Here is a 16,132-nt window from a genome sequence, read left to right on the forward strand (position 1 = left end):
GGCAGTACGGACCCCAAAAATCTAACCGGACGGTGTCAGGCGGAACGGGGCGGCCAGGACAGAGCGCAGGGAGCTTCCGGCCGCGCCCTGCATGGCCGCGGACTGGCCGAGCTCCGAGACCGCCACCCTTGAGGGACTGACAACGCCGGGCGCGTAGTCGGCCAGGCTCCGCACCACAGCGGGGGCGATCCAGGGCCCCATCTGGGTGAAGTGGCCCCCGAGCACGACGGCGGACAGGTTCATCAGGCGCGCCGTGGACGCTGCCGCAATGCCCAGGTAACGGCCGGCCCGGGCGACGGCTGAAACAGCGGCCGCTTCCCCGGAGGCGAGCTGTTCGCCGAGCATCGCGAGCCGCACGGATGGCGATCCCGGCGGGATGCCGGCTTCGGAGAAGATGGCCTCCTGCCCTGCGTACGTTTCAAGGCAGCCATGGCCGCCGCACGAGCACTCGGGGCCGGACGGTTCCACCACCATGTGGCCCACCTCGCCGGCCTGTCCCAAAGGTCCGGCGAACAGTTCGGACCCGATCACCAGGCCACCACCGACACCCACCTCACCGGAGACAAAGAGGTAGTCGTGGAAATCCAGGCCGTGCCCGTACCAAAGCTCGCCCAATGCCGCGCAGTTGGCTTCGTTGTGCAGCACCGTGCCGAACGGTGCGTCGGGAAGAAGCCGGTCAAGCTGCAGGGCAACCCCGCGCCAGTGCAGGTTGGGGGCGCTGGCAACAGTCCCCGACGCCGAATCCACAAGCCCGGGCACTGCCAGCCCGCCGCCAAGAATCACCGTGCCGGCCGCGGACGCCTCGGCAGCAACCTCGCTGACCAGCCCGGCCAGCAGCGCCATAACGGCTTCGGGCGGCTGGCCGCGGTTGCCGCTTTCCAGTGTCCTGTGGATCCGCAGTGTCCCGCCGAGGTCCAGGAGCCCGGCGGAAATATAGTCAACATTGATTTCCATGCCCACGACGCCGCGGCGGCTGTTGAGCTCCAGGCCCACTCCCGGGCGGCCGCGTTCGCCGTCGCGGGTGGTTCCGGATTCCGCCACCAGCCCGGCGTCCACGAGATCCGCCACGAGGCTGGACACCGAGGCCTTGGTCAGGCCGGTCCGGGCGGCCAAATCGGCACGCGTGGGACGCACGTCCGGATCAGTGCGCGCCTCCGCCAGGGATGCCAGGACCCGCACCAGGTTTCCGCGGCGGACGTCCTCCACCCGGCCGGGCGCGGGACGGCCCGCGCCGCCGTCGGCATTTTTTTCCAGAGACATTTCCGCTGCCTTCATCATTGACCTAAGTCAATCATGGCGCATATAGTTCAGATTGAAAACTAAATGCTTAGCCGGCCGTCGCAGCGGTGGCCGGTCGCTCTGATTTCCTACTTTCAACCTCTGAACCAAGGACGCTTCATGACTCTTCAGCCCACCCCTGCAGACCGCTTCACCTTTGGCCTTTGGACCGTCGGCTGGACCGGCGCGGATCCTTTCGGCGTCGCAACGCGCCCGGCCCTGGACCCAGTCGAGGCTGTCCATAAGCTCAGCGAGCTTGGCGCCTACGGCATCACTTTCCACGACAACGACCTGGTCCCCTTCGATGCCACGTCCTCCGAGCGCGACCTGATCCTGAAGAACTTCAAGGCAGCCCTCGCCGAGACCGGCCTGAAGACGCCGATGGTCACCACGAACCTTTTCAGCCACCCGGTCTTCAAAGACGGCGGCTTCACCTCCAACGACCGCTCCGTCCGCCGGTTCGCACTCAGCAAGGTCCTGCAGAACATCGACCTCGCAGCCGAACTGGGCGCCGAAACGTTCGTCATGTGGGGCGGACGCGAGGGCAGCGAATATGACGGCTCCAAGGACCTCTCGGCTGCCCTGGACCGCATGAAGGAGGGCGTGGACACGGCCGCGGCGTACATCAAGGACAAGGGCTACGGCCTGCGCATCGCACTCGAACCCAAGCCCAACGAACCCCGCGGCGACATCTTCCTGCCCACTGTGGGACATGGACTGGCCTTCATCGCCCAACTCGAACACGGCGACATCGTGGGGCTCAACCCGGAAACCGGCCACGAGCAGATGGCCGGGCTCAACTTCACCCACGGCATCGCCCAGGCGCTGTGGGCGGGCAAGCTCTTCCACATCGACCTCAACGGCCAGCGCGGCATCAAGTACGACCAGGACCTCGTCTTCGGCCACGGCGACCTGACCAGCGCATTCTTCACGGTTGACCTCCTCGAAAACGGATTCCCGAACGGCGGCCCCAAGTATGACGGCCCGCGGCACTTTGACTACAAGCCTTCGCGCACCGACGGCTACGACGGTGTCTGGGATTCCGCGAAGTCCAACATGGCCATGTACCTGCTCCTCAAGGAACGCGCCCTCGCCTTCCGCGCCGACCCGGATGTCCAGGAGGCCCTGAAGACCTCCGGCGTGTTCGAACTCGGCGAGCCCACGCTCGCCGCTGGAGAGACCGCAGCGGATCTGCTGGCTGACGCGTCCGCCTTCGCGGACTTCGACGCCGATGCGGCAGCACAGCGCTCGTTCGCCTTTGTCCGCCTCAACCAACTGGCCATCGAGCACCTGCTCGGCGCCCGCTAGGCTCGCTTTACCCACCCAACACATATCCGCTGCCGCCGGATCCGGACTCCCGGGTCCGGCGGCAACCTTGCAGAAAGTAACCGCCATGCCGCTGGTCGCAGGAATCGACAGCTCCACGCAGTCATGCAAGGTGGTGATCCGCGACGCAGGCACAGGCATGCTGGTCCGCCAGGGGCGCGCGGCCCACCCCGACGGCAGCGAGATCCACCCAGACCACTGGTGGACCGCACTCCAGGAGGCCATCGCCCAGGCCGGCGGGCTCGACGACGTCGCCGCCGTATCCGTTGGCGGCCAGCAGCACGGCATGGTGTGCCTGGATTCCTCCGGCGCGGTGGTCCGCCCGGCGCTGCTGTGGAACGACACACGCTCCGCCGGCGACGCGGACCGTCTCATCGCAGACGCGGGTGACGGCGACACCGAGGCCGGCGCCGCCTTCTGGGCGGAGTCAACCGGAACGGTCCCTGTGGCATCGCTGACCATCACCAAACTTCGCTGGCTGGCGCGGGAGGAACCGGACAAAGCGCGCCGAGTCGCGGCCGTCTGCCTCCCGCACGACTGGCTGAGCTGGCGGCTGGCCGGTCATGGCGCGGGAACAGGCCCCTCGTCGCTGCAGCTGCTTCGGACGGACAGGTCCGATGCGTCGGGCACAGGCTATTTCTCCACGACTTCAGGGACCTACCTTCCGGAGATCCTGGCGAAGGTACTGGGCCACGTGCCGGTACTTCCCGCCGTCGCCGGTCCCCTGGAAGCCGCTGGCAAGACGCCGGCCGGTGCGCTCATCGGCCCGGGAGCCGGCGACAACGCTGCTGCCGCACTCGGTGTCGACGCGCGCCCTGGCGACGTTGTGGTGTCGCTGGGTACGTCAGGGACGGTTTTCGCCGTCTCGGAGACCCCGGCCGCTGACGCAACGGGACTCGTCGCCGGATTTGCAGATGCCACGGGCAACTTCCTCCCGCTGGCCTGTACGCTGAACGCCACCCGGATCTTCGACTCCACCGCTGCGCTCCTTGGCGTGACCCTCGCCGGGCTCACCGAATTGGCCCTCGACGCCTCGGCCGGATCGGGCGGCCTCACGCTCGTGCCCTATTTCGAGGGCGAGCGCACGCCGAACCTGCCGCACGCCACGGGCTCCCTCCACGGGGCTACCCTTGCCAGCTACACCCGTTCCAACCTGGCCCGGGCCGCCATTGAGGGCGTGCTCTGCTCCCTCGCGGACGGCCTGGCTGCCTTGCAGGCTCAGGGTGTCAGGACCGGGCGGATTGTCCTGGTGGGAGGCGGGGCGCAGTCCGCGGCCGTGCAGCAGATTGCCGCCTCCATTTTCGCGCTCCCCGTGGTGGTGCCTGAGCCGGGGGAATACGTGGCCGACGGCGCCGCCCGCCAGGCAGCGGCCGTCCTCACGGGACGGTGGCCGGAGTGGGATTCGGCCCGGATCGAAGTGACTCCGCCCGGCGGCGGGTCCCCGGACGTCCTCGCCCAGTACCGGCGGTATGCGCGGGCCTACCTCACCGACTGAGCGCCCGGATGGTCCAGCTGGCCTTGTGGGACTCCCCCGGTGCCAGCCGGATCACCCCGGTACCGCTGTTGAAGGCATCCGGCGGGCACGTCATGGGCTCCACCGCGAGGCCCAGCCGGGACGGCCCCACGGGCTTGTCCGCGGTATGGATCTGCAGCCACGGCCACGACGAATCCCACTCCAACTCAACGCCGGAGCCGGACGGGTCGTAGGCCCGAACCGCGGCAAGACCGTCAGCACCGGGCATCAGTCCCGTAAAGGCGTGGTCGATTTCCACGGTGCCCAGGACCTTTTCTGCCCTGAAGTCAAAGGCATGGCCCTCGACCCCGGCCATGCCCTGGGGCAGCAGCCGGTCGGCGGAGACCTCCATGAATTCGCTTGCCGGGATCTGCACGGTCCACTCGTCGAGCGGGGCCGGCCCGGCCACAAGGTACGGATGGGGGCAGACGCCGTAGGGCGCCACTTCCGAGCCTATGTTCTCGGCGCGTACGGTGCAGTGCAGCCCGTCGGTCCGCAGCTCGTATTCAACGGAAACGTCAAGGCGCCCCGGATACCCGTCGCCAGGCTCGACGCGGGCGCCAAGTCGGACGGACGACGCGGTCCGCTCCCGAAGCTCCCACACGGCACCGAACACCAGTCCGTGCAGGGCGGTCCCCCGTTCCTCCTCGTTGACCACGGCCTGGAAATCCCCGCCGTCGAAGCTGTAGCGGCCGTCGGCCAGCCGGTTCGGCCACGGTGCGCAGATCACACCGCGGTAGTCCGGGATTCCGCCGTCGGCCCCGAAGCTGATCACCAGATCCCGGCCTTCGTGGCGAAGTTCGCGAAGGGCTCCTCCCCTGGCAGTTGCGATGGCAGTGTAGGGGCCGAAACTGATCTGGTGCTCGGTGGCGGTCATGTGGGGTCCGTTACTGGCTAGAGAGGTTGTTAGCGCTAACTATCCTATTTCCATTGGCCGTAAATTCCCAGTCGCATCGCGGCCGGAGGCCGGCAACCCCGCGGGCGGCTCCTGAGTATGGACGTGCACTCCGGGGCCTTGCACGGGGACCCGTGGACCTCTTGTGGCTATGGTTGCTCCATGGGACACCGTGACCTGCTGGCCGCCATCCGGGCCAGGCTCGCCGACTCTGCCGACCCGGCGCGTGCCGCCGGCGCGCAGGCCTACCTGAAATCGGCCATGCCGCAGCTGGGCGTGCGTGTGCCCGAGGTGCGAAGGATCGTCAAAGCCGAGGCCGCAGCCGCGCCGTTCACCTCTGCCGATGAGCTGAGGTGCGCCGTGCTGGAGCTGTTCCGGACGGCGACCTACCGGGAGGAACGGTACGCCGCGATAGACCTGACGGCCTCGCGTCTTGTGAGGACGGACCTGGCGATGTTGCCTGTCTATGAGGAAATCATCCGCACCGGAGCGTGGTGGGACCTGGTAGATGGGGTGGAGGACCGGTTGGGCCGGCTGCTGCAGGCGCACCGGAGCGTGCTGACGCCAGTCCTGCTGCAGTGGAGCAAGGACCCGGATTTCTGGATCAGGAGGTCGTCCATCACGGCCCAGCTGGGCGCAAAAGCCAACACCGACACCGGACTTCTGGCCGCTGTTATCGAGGCCAACCTGGCGGACCGGGAGTTCTTCATCCGCAAGGCGATCGGCTGGGCCTTGCGCGAATACGCAAAAACCGATCCGGCGTGGGTCAGGCAGTTCACTGCGGCGCACGGGGACGCCCTCAGCCCGTTGTCACGCCGCGAGGCGCTCAGGAACCTGCCTGCCGGGGACTGATTTGCGGGACTAAAAGCCGCAATCGCCCGGATCCGTCAGATGCCCGGACTTGGTCAGATGACCGGGCGCGTGGTCACCGGCTCGTCCGGCTTGCTGAACAGCTGCTTCGTTTTGGGATCCAGGAAGATCAGGTACAGCGCGAACATCAGGGCGATGATAGCCGCGGCGTTGCGGGCAAGGGCCAGGGGAAGGCCCAGGTCCTCGGTCTGCAGGTACGGGAAAACCTCCAGCTGGTCTGAGATGGCGTAGACCATAAAGAAGGACACGATGAAGTAGAGCGCCTTCACCTGCCAGTCGTCCCGGATACCGGTGACGGCAAACAGCGGGATAAGCCACACCACGTACCAGGACTGGATCATCGGCGCGAGCAGCACCACTGCCGCGAACGCCAGGGTGAGCCGGCGCATCAGCCGGTCATGGTCGCCGCGGAAGATCTGCCAGGCGACGATTCCAACGGCGAGCAGCTTGCCGGCGTCGTAAACCCATTTGGCCAGCCCCCAGCCGTCCAACCCGAAGGCATTGGAAATGGACGCCACCACGAGGCCGAGCAGGCCAACCGGTGCGTACCAGATCCAGATGCTGCCGGGTGCGGACAGCCCGTTCACCCAGCCGAAGCCGAAGCCGTTCACCAGGCTCATGCCGTACAGGATTGCCAGGCTGATGCCTGCAGTGAGTCCCCAGAACACGAATTTCCGCGGCCAGCCTGCGTTCTTACCGGCCCAGAGAAGCCCGATGAACGGCAGGAACACGATGGTGATCGGTTTGACGGAGATCGAAAGCGTCACCAGCACCAGCCCGAACACCACGCGCCGCGTAGCGCAGTAGTAGAGGCCGGCCAGCGCCAGCCCGATCATCAGGGCGTCGTTGTGGACGCTGGCGATGAAGTTGGTGAGGAAGAGCGGATTGGCTGCGGTCAGCCACAGTGCGCGGTGCGGATTCACGCCGTGCAGCTCGGCCAGTTTGGGGACATAGACAATGCACAGCACCACCCCAACGAGCGCCGCCAGCCGGAAGAGCATGACGCTGGCTTCCGGGTGCACGTTGGTGGTCCACACCACGAGTTGTTCAATCCACAGGAACAGCTGGCCGTACGGTACCGGCGCTTCCGTCCACATCTTGTCGGCGCCGAGCTGGAAATAGTTGGACAGGGCGGAGATGCCGTTTTCGTAGGGGTTGAAGCCTTCGACCATAAGGCGGCCCTGCCCGATGTAGGCGTAGACGTCCCGGCTGAAGAGAGGCACGGAGAACATCATGGGCAGCCCCCACAACACCACCGCCTGCAGGGTGGCCCTGCGGGCACCTGCTCCCCAGACCCGGACACGCTGGCCGAGGCGAAGCCAGGCACGGACCAGGAGCATGCCGCCCACGGCCAGCAACACGATGGAAAGTGCAACGCCGAGGGCTTCGGTGCGCATCCAGATGAACAGCGACAGGCGCCGAAGTTCGGAGACGGGGGCGAGCCAGCCGACCCCCAGCGAGCCGATTGCCATGAACATGGAACCTGCGAACCCCGACAGGAGGGGCGAGAGGGCGTTGTCCACTTCAGCCGCGACCGGCCGCGGTAACGTACCGGCAGCCACATTTCCCGCCGCAGGTACAGGCGCCGTCATCTCAGGATCGTCCAATCTGTTGTGGGGCATATTTCACCCGGTGGCAGCCGGCCGGGCCGACGGAAGCGGGGCCGCGGCGGTGAAAAAAGGGCATCGCCACGTACCCGAAATCCTAGCATCGGACAGCTCAACAGCCGCGAAACGGTAGGCTGGGCGGGTGCCTATAACTAACGAACGCATTGTCTGGATCGACTGCGAGATGACCGGCCTGGACCCCAAGAACGACGCCCTCATTGAGGTTGCCGCCTTGGTGACGGACTCCGAACTGAACATTCTTGGCGAGGGCGTCGACGTCGTCATCCGCCCGGATGAAGCCGCGCTGGCCCAGATGAACGACTTCGTCCGGGACATGCATACCCGCTCGGGCCTGCTCGAAGAGCTTCCTCACGGGAAGACCATGGCCGAAGCAGAGGCCGTGATCATGGAATACATCGCGAAATGGGTTCCGGACCCCCGCAAGGCCCCGCTGGGCGGCAACTCCGTGGGCACGGACCGCGTGTTCCTCGCCCGGGACATGCCCGCCGTGGTGGAGCACCTGCACTACCGCGTCATTGACGTCAGCACCATCAAGGAACTTTCACGGCGCTGGTTCGCCCGCGCCTACTTCCAGGCTCCGGCCAAGCACGGCGGCCACCGCGCGCTCGGGGACATCAAGGATTCCATCGATGAGCTGCGGTATTACCGCGAGGCAATTTTTGTCCCGGCGCCGGGTCCGGACAGCGCCACCGCCCAGCGCATTTCGAAGTCCGTCATGGCCTCTGCCGGGACCCTCGCGGAGTCGTCGGAAAAGTAGGGCGGAAAAGTAATCTGCGCCACGTTTGAGGGAATTTTTCGCAAAAGCGGCAAAAGTGGCAAAAACACCTCCGCGGAGCAGGTAAGCTATATGACGTTGCCTTCCAAGACAGCCGGATAGCCGGACGGTCTCGCAGGGCACATGGTGGGCGTAGCTCAGTTGGCAGAGCGCCTGGTTGTGGTCCAGGAGGTCGCGGGTTCAACCCCCGTCGCTCACCCTCATGAAGGGCAGGATTTTCCGCCCTTACGTAAAGGCCGCACCGGTTATCCGGTGCGGCCTTTAGTTGTTTTCCTGGAATGTCCAAGGCACCGCCGGTCACTGCGGGCAGGACTGTTCCCGGATCTGATCCCGCACTGCACCAAAGGAACAACCTGACATGACCGTTCTGCCGATCACCATCTGGGGCGAGCCGGTTCTGCACCGCCGGGCCGCCGAAGTTGAAGTCTTCGACGACGAACTCCGCTCGCTCATCGCCGACATGTTCGAGACGAACGACGCCGCGAACGGAGTGGGGCTGGCCGCACCCCAGGTAGGCGTGGGCAAACGCATCTTTGTGTACAAGTTCGCCAATGACGACGGCGTTCCCCCTGCCGGCGTCCTGGTGAACCCGGTGCTTACCCTGTCCAAGGTTTCCGGGGCCCTTCCGGATCCGGATGAGGAAGTGGAGGGCTGCCTGTCGTTTCCCGGCGGCCAGTATCCCCTGAAGCGTGCTGAGTGGGCGCGGGTGCAGGGCTTTGACGGTGACGGGAACCCGGTGGACTTTGAAGCCACGGACTGGTTCGCCCGGATCATTCAGCATGAGTTCGACCACCTGGACGGCAAGCTCTATGTGAACCGGCTGATGGACCGCTACGCCCGGAAGGCCATGAAGCAGGCCAAAAGGAGCGGCTGGGGAGTTCCCGGCCTGACGTGGCTGCCCGGCGTCGACCCCGATCCGTTCGGGCACTGAGCCGCGAACCCGCCAGTCGGACGGTCAGTGGGTTGCCGGGCGCCGCGGGCACCCCCGCTGCGCCACCCCCGCTCCCCCGGCCCGCTTTCCCGGGCCCTAGGGCGGAACGACCGTTCGCTGCTGCGGACATGATGCCAGCACGCGCTTCATGGCATCCTTCTCCGCCGGAGTGACCCACAGCTTGTAGGCGGCTTTAACGGAGATCTGGCGGGCTACGTAGTGGCACCTGAAGGCCTTGTTCTTCGGCAACCAGCTGGCCGCGTCTGAAGCGCTCTTTTCCTGGTTGGCCGGGCCGTCGGCGGCAATGAGGTTAACGGGATCGTTGGCGAGGTTTTGGCGCTGTTGCGGCGTCAGCTGCCGGGCCCCCTTCTGCCAGGCATCCCCCAGCGCCACCACATGGTCGATCTGGACGGCCTTGCTGCTCTCGGCTCCCCTGGTGAACGTCACCACCGCTCCGGTGTACGGCTCGTGGAACTGGCCGGCCGCCACGCGGCAGCGCGATCCTTCGGTGAACTGCACGCCGCCCAAGTCGCGCCGCAGGATGTCGTTGCGGGTGTCGCAGCCGTTACGGTCCACATCCATCCAGGCCTGGCCGAATGCCGTGCGATCGTAGTTGTCGTTGGCCGCCCGGCCCTTGACCTCAAGGGTATCCAGCGCTGCTGCAGCACTGCCTTCGGGCACAGCCCGGACCGGGAGAACCGGTTTCATCCACGACGGGTCCAGTACGGGAACGTCGCTGGGACCGGTGACCGGCGGCTCGGCTGCTGCGAACTGTCCGGCGGTGAAAAACCAGCAAACTGCGGAAACCAGCCCCACGGCCAGCACAACCAGGATTGCCCAAGCCTGCCGGGAGCGGCGCCGGGCACGGCGGTAAGCCGTCCAGCTGATGGTCATGGCTGCTGCGTCCGGTGGCGGTATTTATGCACGCGAAAAGACTAGGCGCTGGCACCGACAACCAGGCCGATATCCACAGTGTGGAGGAGCGGTTACTGCTCCTTGATCACACGCTTGAGGTCTTCGGTGGCGATGTCCAGCAGGTCCTCGAGCTGTTTGACCCTGGATTCCGGAATCTCTCCCGCAGCATGCGCCGCACGCGCCTGCTCAAACAGACGGGTGGCTTCCTTATGGTTCTTACGCGCTACGTCGAGGGCGTGTTCCAGCGTGGTTTCATGTTCGAGAGTCGATTCCTGTTCCATGACACCATTCTGTGTCGGTTTCCCGGCTGATGCCAGAGCACCCGCCGGGAAACCTCAGACCCGAGCTGCCGGTCGGTTAGACCGCTGCGATCGCTGCCAGCGCGGCGGCCGGCTCCTTGACGGGGAATGACGGCGGGTTGACCCCTGCCATTTCCTCCATCACGCGGACCACCTGGCAGCTGTAGCCGAACTCGTTGTCGTACCAGACGTAGAGGACCAGGTTCTTGTCATTGGAGATGGTGGCGAGGCCATCAACAATTCCGGCGCGGCGTGAACCGACGAAGTCGGTGGAGACGACCTCGGGCGAATCGATGTAGTCGATCTGCTTGCGCAGGTCCGAGTGGAGCGACATCTGGCGCAGGAAGTCGTTGACCTCGTCCTTGGTGGTGCCGTGCTCCAGGCTCAGGTTCAGGATGGCCAGGGACACATCCGGGGTGGGAACGCGGATGGAGCTGCCGGTGAGCTTGCCCAGGAGTTCGGGCAGGGCCTTGGCCACGGCCTTGGCTGCACCCGTTTCGGTGATCACCATGTTGAGCGCTGCAGAACGTCCGCGGCGGTCACCCTTGTGGAAGTTGTCAATCAGGTTCTGGTCATTGGTGAAGGAGTGGACCGTCTCGACGTGGCCGTGGACCACGCCGAACTTGTCGTTGATGGCCTTCAGGACCGGGGTGATGGCGTTGGTGGTGCAGGACGCGGCCGTGACGATCTTGTCCGAATCCAGGATGGTGCCGTGGTTGATGCCGTGCACGATGTTCTTCAGTTCGCCCTTGCCCGGTGCCGTGAGCAGGACACGCGAAACGCCCTTGCTCAGGAGGTGCTGGGACAGGCCGTCGACGTCGCGCCAGCGTCCGGTGTTGTCCACCACGAGCGCATCCTTGATGCCGTAGGCCGTGTAATCCACCGTGGACGGGTTGTCCGAGTAGATGACCTGGACCTGCACGCCGTTGGCCGTGATGGTGTTGTTCTCGGTATCGACCTTGATGGTGCCCTCGAACGAGCCGTGGACGGAGTCGCGGCGAAGCAGGCTGGCCCGCTTGGCGAGGTCGTTGTCCGAGCCGCGGCGGACCACGATGGCGCGAAGCCGGAGGCCGTGACCGCCACCGGCCTTTTCGATCAGGAGGCGCGCCAGCAGGCGGCCGATGCGGCCAAAGCCGTACAGCACGACGTCGGTGCTGGTGCGGTCATCGCCGCCCCGCTTGCCCACGATGTCGGCAAGTTCGGCGCGCAGGAATTCATCCAGGCTGGCGCCATTGGCCTCGGTCTTGTACTTCTGGTTCAGGCGGGCAATGTCGATTGCCGCCGCGCCAAGTTCCAGCCCGGCGAGGGCATCCAGCAGCGGGGCCGTCTCTTCCAGGAGCAGCTCGTCCTTGCTCATCCGACGCGCAAAGCGGTGCGCCTTCAGGATGTTCATGGTGGACTTGTTGATCAGGCTGCGGCCGTGGATTGAGGTCACCACGTTGTTCTCGCGGTACAGCCGGCCGATCACCGGGATCATGGCCTCGGCGAGCGCCTCCCGGCCCATCCACGTATCAAGACAAGAATCTGACGTCTGGCTCACAGAACTACCTTCCTTGGGTCAACCACATACGTCTTCGTATGCGGATGTCGGCCACCGGAGGTATTCCGGGGCACAGGCATCGGCGGGGATTCGGTCCACCCCGGACACCTTCGAGAAGCGCAAAGAAAAAACCGCCGGCTGCGAACGCAGACCCGGCGGCAGAACTTCTACGTTCGCTATCCATTCTAGGGCCGCGCTGCCTCCTCCACCGCCCCGAAAAGCGTGAAGTCACTCACACAGGCCGACCCGGCCCGTCGGCTCGCGAGCCGACGGGCCGCGTTGCCGGCTAACCCGCCGAAGGTTGGTGGTGGATGGGTTGACCGATACGCCGGGTTCTGTGTTCCTGCCCCGTTGCCGGTGCGGGAATAGCGGCCATCCATCTACGAACGCCGTTGCCGACGCCCTCCAGCGGCCTACCCGGACACTCGGGCGAGCAGCCCTCGAACGTGCCCTGTCTGGCCTTGCTCCGGGTGGGGTTTACCTAGCCTTCCCGGTCACCCGGGAAGCTGGTGGTCTCTTACACCACCGTTTCACCCTTACCTGCTTCGTGCCGCTTTCAAAACCGGCGCGACGCAGGCGGTCTGTTCTCTGTGGCACTGGCCTGCGGGTTACCCCGAGTGGGCGTTACCCACCACCCTGCTCTGCGGAGCCCGGACGTTCCTCGAGCCACTTGCGTGACGCGCGGCCGCCTGGTCAACCCATCCGCATTTCATTCTACGGGCAGTAGCGGTCCGTTCCGTCCGGTGGGGATCGGGCCCTGCCGTCCTGACGATCCGTTTTCCGTTCCTCCTGCCCGCGCTATCCGCCTATGATCGGCCCATGGGATCCCCTGGAATTTCCCGCCGCCGGCTGCTGGGCCTCGGCGGTGCCGCCGCGGCCGCTTCCTTGGCGGCCTGCGCCGCCGGGACCACCTCGGACCCCGCCGGGGCCGTGTCCATGAGCACCGGAAGCTTCACCTTACAGTTCCGCCCGGAGACCGCCACCGGCTGGTCCCTGGCCGTCCCGGAATCGGCCGGCTCCTCAGGGGCGCCGGGCGCTGCCGCCTCCGGGAACTCCCCCGTGGCGGTTTTCCTGCACGGGACAGGTGCCGGCCACCGCATGATCTTCGAGGACCTCCGCGCGGCCGATGTTCTGTCACAGCACATATCCGGCGGCGCCACGCCGTTCGCGATCGCGGCTGTGGATGGCGGCGAGAGCTGGTGGCACCGCCGCGCAAGCGGCACGGACACACAGGCCATGGTGGTGGAGGAATTCATCCCCTTACTGGCCGAGCAGGGCCTCGATACCGGCCGGCTCGCCGTCTTCGGCCTGTCAATGGGCGGATTCGGAGCACTGCTCCTCGCCTGACTACGTGAGCGGCCTGCCCGGGGACCATGAGGGCGGATTCCAGGACGGCGGCCATGACAGCGGCTATTGGCGCTCCATCCTCCCGGATGTCTTCTCGTTCCTTGGCCGGAATCTGGCCTGACGCCGCTGCCGGCATCACCGCAGCCCCCGCGTTTTGCGCGCGCCGGTAAGATCGTACGGTGCTGATTCTGCTGCCGCCGTCCGAAGGCAAGACCCCCGCTCCCACCGGTGACGCCGTCGACTGGACCGCCCTGAGCTTTCCCGCTTTGAACACGTACCGCGCGAAGGTGCTGGAGGCGCTGGGAGATGTCAGCGCGCACCGCGACGCCCTCGCGCTGCTGGGGGTCGGCGCCTCGCTGAGTGCCGACGTCGAACGCAACACCCGGCTGCATACGGAACCGGCGGCGCCGGCGCACCAGGTCTACTCCGGGGTCCTGTACGACGCACTCGACTACCAGTCCCTGACGGCCGCACAGCGCCGAAAGGCGGATGAGTCGGTACTGGTCATTTCCGCCCTCTGGGGCGCCATCCGCTTTGCCGACCGGGTGCCCGCCTACCGGCTGTCGATGGGGACGTCGCTGCCCGACGTCGGCCGCCTTGCCTCGTTCTGGAAGCCGCAGATTTCGGACGCTCTGGCGGCCGAAACCGAAGGGGAGCTGTTGGTGGACTGCCGCTCCAGCACTTACGCCGCCGCCTGGGCACCCCCGCCGGCGCAGACCGCAGCCGTCAATGTTTTCACGGAGGTCAACGGCGTCCGCAAGGTGGTCAGCCACTTCGCCAAGCACACCCGCGGCGAACTGGCCCGCCACCTGCTGACGCGCCGGGGCACCGCTCCCCGCACTCCCGCCCAGCTGCTCAAGGCGGCCCGGGAAAAATGGGACGCCGAGCTGGTCGAAGGCACGGCGCGCAAAGCGCACGCCCTGAACATCATCCTGCCCAACTAACTCGCAATTAACGTCGTCATTCGCGCTTTCACGACGCTAACTGCCAGCTACTTGGGGATGCTTAGGCCCACTCCGCCGAACGGACCAGGATGCACCCGGAGTCCGGGCAAAATACGACGTCGTCCTCGGCTGCTGCCTTGATCTCTGCAAGGTCGCCGGGGCTGAGCTGCATCCCGGAGCCTTCGGACTTGCCGTGGAACAGCCTGGCCGCACCGACTCCGCGCTTGGCGAGAGTCTTCTCATAGACGGCAAGCAGGGCCGCATCGAGGCCAGCGGCGAACTCCGAGCGTTTGCCGGCCACCTCTGCCGCCTCGGCGGCGATCTCGGCCAGGGCCGTGTCCAGCTCGGCCCGGATCACGGCAAAGGAGCCCTGGACGTCGTCCACGATCTTCTGCTGGGCCGCCTGGCGTTCGCGGAGCCCTTCGAGGCGCTCCATGACTTCGAGTTCAACATCCTCGAGGGCGGAGCGGCGCTTGTTGAGCGAGGCGATGTCGCTCTGCAGGGCCACGAGGTCCTTGGACAGGCCGGTGCCGCTGTTGAGCCGCGCCTCATCCCGTTCGATCCGGGAGGCTACCTGCTCAACGTCTGCTTCCGAGCGCTTGAGCTCGGCTTCGGCGTCGTGCACGGCCATTTTCGCGGCCCCGAGTTCGCCGTTCGCCACGGAGAGCGCAGCTTCAAGGTCGCTGATCCGGGGATCGCTCTCGATGGTCCGGCGGCGGTTGGACAGGGACTTGAGCCTGGCGTCGAGTCCCTGCAATTCGAGCAATTTCAACTGTTCCGCCGGTGCTGCCTTGGCCACTATTACCTCCGCTTGTTCCTACCGGCCGAAGCCGGGCACCGGATCGGCGCAGTTTAGACTCTAGCGCCTAGCATGCTCCCCTGCCTCGATACGCTCACCCGGCGGCCCCGGGCACGCCAGGCTTAGCCCGGAGTCAGAATGAAGTCCCACGGATCACTGTTGGTGGTGCTGACGCGGATGTCGACGTCGTGGCCCTGGTCGCTGAGGACATTTCCCAGTGCGTCGGCCGCAGCGGGCAGCCACAGCCATTCGCTGGCGAAGTGCGAAACGTCGATGAGGTACGGCCTGTCGTTCACGGCATTCTCGCGGGCCTCGGACGCCGGGTGGTGGCGAAGGTCCGCCGTCACGAAGATATCGGCGTTGCTTGCCCGCACCTCGTTAAACAGGGAGTCTCCGGCGCCGCCGCAGACGGCAACGCGCCGGACCAGCCCGTCCTTGTCACCGGACACCCGGACGCCTCCCGCCACGGAGGGCAGGATGCCGTAGACGCGGGCGGCGAAGTCCCCCAGCGTCATGACGTCCTCAAGGTCCCCTACCCGGCCGATTCCTTCTTCGGGCAGCCCGTTGGGGGCGGGCGTAAGGGGAACAACGTCATGCAGGCCCAGGGCGTCGGCCAGGACATCAGAGACGCCGCCGACGGCGGAGTCACCGTTGGTGTGGACAGTCAGCAGTCCGGTTCCGGATTCGATGAGGCGGTGGACCGCTTTGCCTTTCGCCGTCGTCGCCGCCACTGATGTGACTCCCTTGAGCAGCAGCGGATGGTGCGTGATCAGAAGTTCAGCACCCCATTCGATGGCTTCCTCAATGACGTCGAGGGTGGGATCAACCGCGAACATGATCCTGCTGACCTCGGCTGACGGATGGCCTGCCACCAGGCCCACCTCGTCCCATTCCTCGGCGAGGGACTCCGGCCAGAGCTCTTCGACCGCCAGCAGGATCTGGCCGAGCGTGGGGGCATCGGAGGATTCGGCCGCTTCAGTGGACTCCGCACCGGCGTTATCGGCAGTGGTAGGGGCGTCGTCTGCAACGTCGGTGTTCACAGGTTCCATAACCTCATTTTTACCCTATCCGT

At 66.2% G+C, this 16,132-nt stretch carries 15 protein-coding genes, 1 tRNA gene and 1 other RNA gene; 8 read left to right on the top strand and 9 right to left on the bottom strand.

Features of this window, described 5'->3' with window-relative positions; genetic code table 11:
• Positions 1-21 precede the first annotated feature (21 nt).
• The gene (locus tag J2805_RS22180; protein WP_309980173.1) at positions 22-1,260 is read right to left on the bottom strand and encodes an ROK family transcriptional regulator; all 1,239 of its coding nucleotides are present in this window, start codon (positions 1,258-1,260) and stop codon (positions 22-24) included.
• Positions 1,261-1,398: 138 nt separating this feature from the next.
• Here J2805_RS22180 and xylA point away from each other — a divergent pair, with 138 nt between their 5' ends.
• Both xylA and xylB read left to right on the top strand, forming a co-directional pair.
• Positions 1,399-2,586 (top strand): xylose isomerase, encoded by a 1,188-nt coding sequence (gene xylA, locus J2805_RS22185; RefSeq protein ID WP_309980174.1) that lies wholly within the window; start codon positions 1,399-1,401, stop codon positions 2,584-2,586.
• 85 nt (positions 2,587-2,671) lie between these two features.
• A complete protein-coding gene (xylB, locus tag J2805_RS22190; protein WP_309980176.1) occupies positions 2,672-4,099 on the top strand; it encodes a xylulokinase in 1,428 nt (475 codons plus the stop codon).
• Here xylB and J2805_RS22195 read toward each other — a convergent pair.
• Positions 4,089-4,994, bottom strand: a complete 906-nt coding sequence (locus J2805_RS22195) for an aldose 1-epimerase family protein (protein ID WP_309980178.1) — start codon at positions 4,992-4,994, stop codon at positions 4,089-4,091. The genes xylB and J2805_RS22195 overlap by 11 nt on opposite strands.
• A 180-nt stretch (positions 4,995-5,174) precedes the next feature.
• Between J2805_RS22195 and J2805_RS22200 the strand changes: the two genes are divergently transcribed.
• Complete coding sequence (locus J2805_RS22200; protein ID WP_309980180.1) at positions 5,175-5,864, top strand: DNA alkylation repair protein; 690 nt, start codon at positions 5,175-5,177, stop codon at positions 5,862-5,864.
• 53 nt (positions 5,865-5,917) lie between these two features.
• Here J2805_RS22200 and mptB read toward each other — a convergent pair whose 3' ends face one another.
• A complete protein-coding gene (mptB, locus tag J2805_RS22205) occupies positions 5,918-7,474 on the bottom strand; it encodes a polyprenol phosphomannose-dependent alpha 1,6 mannosyltransferase MptB (RefSeq protein ID WP_309980182.1) in 1,557 nt (518 codons plus the stop codon).
• Between the two features lie 157 nt (positions 7,475-7,631).
• Between mptB and orn the strand changes: the two genes are divergently transcribed.
• From orn to def, 3 genes are all read left to right on the top strand, one after another.
• Positions 7,632-8,267 (top strand): oligoribonuclease, encoded by a 636-nt coding sequence (gene orn, locus J2805_RS22210; RefSeq protein WP_309980184.1) that lies wholly within the window; start codon positions 7,632-7,634, stop codon positions 8,265-8,267.
• Positions 8,268-8,411: 144 nt separating this feature from the next.
• A tRNA-His gene (locus tag J2805_RS22215) sits at positions 8,412-8,484 on the top strand.
• Positions 8,485-8,643: 159 nt separating this feature from the next.
• Positions 8,644-9,216: a peptide deformylase gene (gene def, locus J2805_RS22220; protein ID WP_309980186.1), complete on the top strand. Its 573-nt coding sequence runs from the start codon at positions 8,644-8,646 to the stop codon at positions 9,214-9,216.
• A gap of 96 nt (positions 9,217-9,312) precedes the next feature.
• Here def and J2805_RS22225 read toward each other — a convergent pair whose 3' ends face one another.
• The 4 genes from J2805_RS22225 to rnpB form a co-directional block, all read right to left on the bottom strand.
• Positions 9,313-10,110: an HNH endonuclease family protein gene (locus J2805_RS22225; protein WP_309980188.1), complete on the bottom strand. Its 798-nt coding sequence runs from the start codon at positions 10,108-10,110 to the stop codon at positions 9,313-9,315.
• Positions 10,111-10,202: 92 nt separating this feature from the next.
• On the bottom strand, positions 10,203-10,412 hold the full coding sequence (locus J2805_RS22230; protein ID WP_309980190.1) for a hypothetical protein: 210 nt from the start codon (positions 10,410-10,412) through the stop codon (positions 10,203-10,205).
• 76 nt (positions 10,413-10,488) lie between these two features.
• Positions 10,489-11,970, bottom strand: a complete 1,482-nt coding sequence (locus J2805_RS22235) for a glyceraldehyde-3-phosphate dehydrogenase (RefSeq protein WP_309980192.1) — start codon at positions 11,968-11,970, stop codon at positions 10,489-10,491.
• A gap of 308 nt (positions 11,971-12,278) precedes the next feature.
• Positions 12,279-12,671: RNase P RNA component class A (gene rnpB / locus J2805_RS22240), an RNA gene on the bottom strand.
• Positions 12,672-12,789: 118 nt separating this feature from the next.
• On the opposite strand from rnpB, the gene J2805_RS22245 reads away from it, so the two are divergent.
• Positions 12,790-13,317, top strand: coding sequence for an alpha/beta hydrolase (locus tag J2805_RS22245; RefSeq protein ID WP_309980193.1), 528 nt, complete (start codon positions 12,790-12,792; stop codon positions 13,315-13,317).
• 179 nt (positions 13,318-13,496) lie between these two features.
• Complete coding sequence (locus tag J2805_RS22250) at positions 13,497-14,261, top strand: YaaA family protein (protein ID WP_309980195.1); 765 nt, start codon at positions 13,497-13,499, stop codon at positions 14,259-14,261.
• 61 nt (positions 14,262-14,322) lie between these two features.
• On the opposite strand, the gene J2805_RS22255 is transcribed toward J2805_RS22250, so the two are convergent.
• Together J2805_RS22255 and J2805_RS22260 are read right to left on the bottom strand one after the other, a co-directional pair.
• On the bottom strand, positions 14,323-15,060 hold the full coding sequence (locus J2805_RS22255; RefSeq protein WP_309980197.1) for a zinc ribbon domain-containing protein: 738 nt from the start codon (positions 15,058-15,060) through the stop codon (positions 14,323-14,325).
• Between the two features lie 122 nt (positions 15,061-15,182).
• The gene (locus J2805_RS22260) at positions 15,183-16,109 is read right to left on the bottom strand and encodes a Nif3-like dinuclear metal center hexameric protein (RefSeq protein ID WP_309980199.1); all 927 of its coding nucleotides are present in this window, start codon (positions 16,107-16,109) and stop codon (positions 15,183-15,185) included.
• Positions 16,110-16,132: the final 23 nt, after the last annotated feature.

Source organism: Arthrobacter oryzae, assembly GCF_031454875.1.
GTDB classification, from domain to species: Bacteria; Actinomycetota; Actinomycetes; order Actinomycetales; family Micrococcaceae; genus Arthrobacter; species Arthrobacter oryzae_D.

Coding starts and splice junctions, on each gene's coding strand:
- J2805_RS22180 (WP_309980173.1), bottom strand. CDS start 1,260: ATGTCTCTGGAAAAAAATGCCGACGGCGGCGCGGGCCGTCCCGCGCCC.
- xylA (WP_309980174.1), top strand. CDS start 1,399: ATGACTCTTCAGCCCACCCCTGCAGACCGCTTCACCTTTGGCCTTTGG.
- xylB (WP_309980176.1), top strand. CDS start 2,672: ATGCCGCTGGTCGCAGGAATCGACAGCTCCACGCAGTCATGCAAGGTG.
- J2805_RS22195 (WP_309980178.1), bottom strand. CDS start 4,994: ATGACCGCCACCGAGCACCAGATCAGTTTCGGCCCCTACACTGCCATC.
- J2805_RS22200 (WP_309980180.1), top strand. CDS start 5,175: ATGGGACACCGTGACCTGCTGGCCGCCATCCGGGCCAGGCTCGCCGAC.
- mptB (WP_309980182.1), bottom strand. CDS start 7,474: ATGACGGCGCCTGTACCTGCGGCGGGAAATGTGGCTGCCGGTACGTTA.
- def (WP_309980186.1), top strand. CDS start 8,644: ATGACCGTTCTGCCGATCACCATCTGGGGCGAGCCGGTTCTGCACCGC.
- J2805_RS22225 (WP_309980188.1), bottom strand. CDS start 10,110: ATGACCATCAGCTGGACGGCTTACCGCCGTGCCCGGCGCCGCTCCCGG.
- J2805_RS22230 (WP_309980190.1), bottom strand. CDS start 10,412: ATGGAACAGGAATCGACTCTCGAACATGAAACCACGCTGGAACACGCC.
- J2805_RS22245 (WP_309980193.1), top strand. CDS start 12,790: ATGGGATCCCCTGGAATTTCCCGCCGCCGGCTGCTGGGCCTCGGCGGT.
- J2805_RS22260 (WP_309980199.1), bottom strand. CDS start 16,109: ATGGAACCTGTGAACACCGACGTTGCAGACGACGCCCCTACCACTGCC.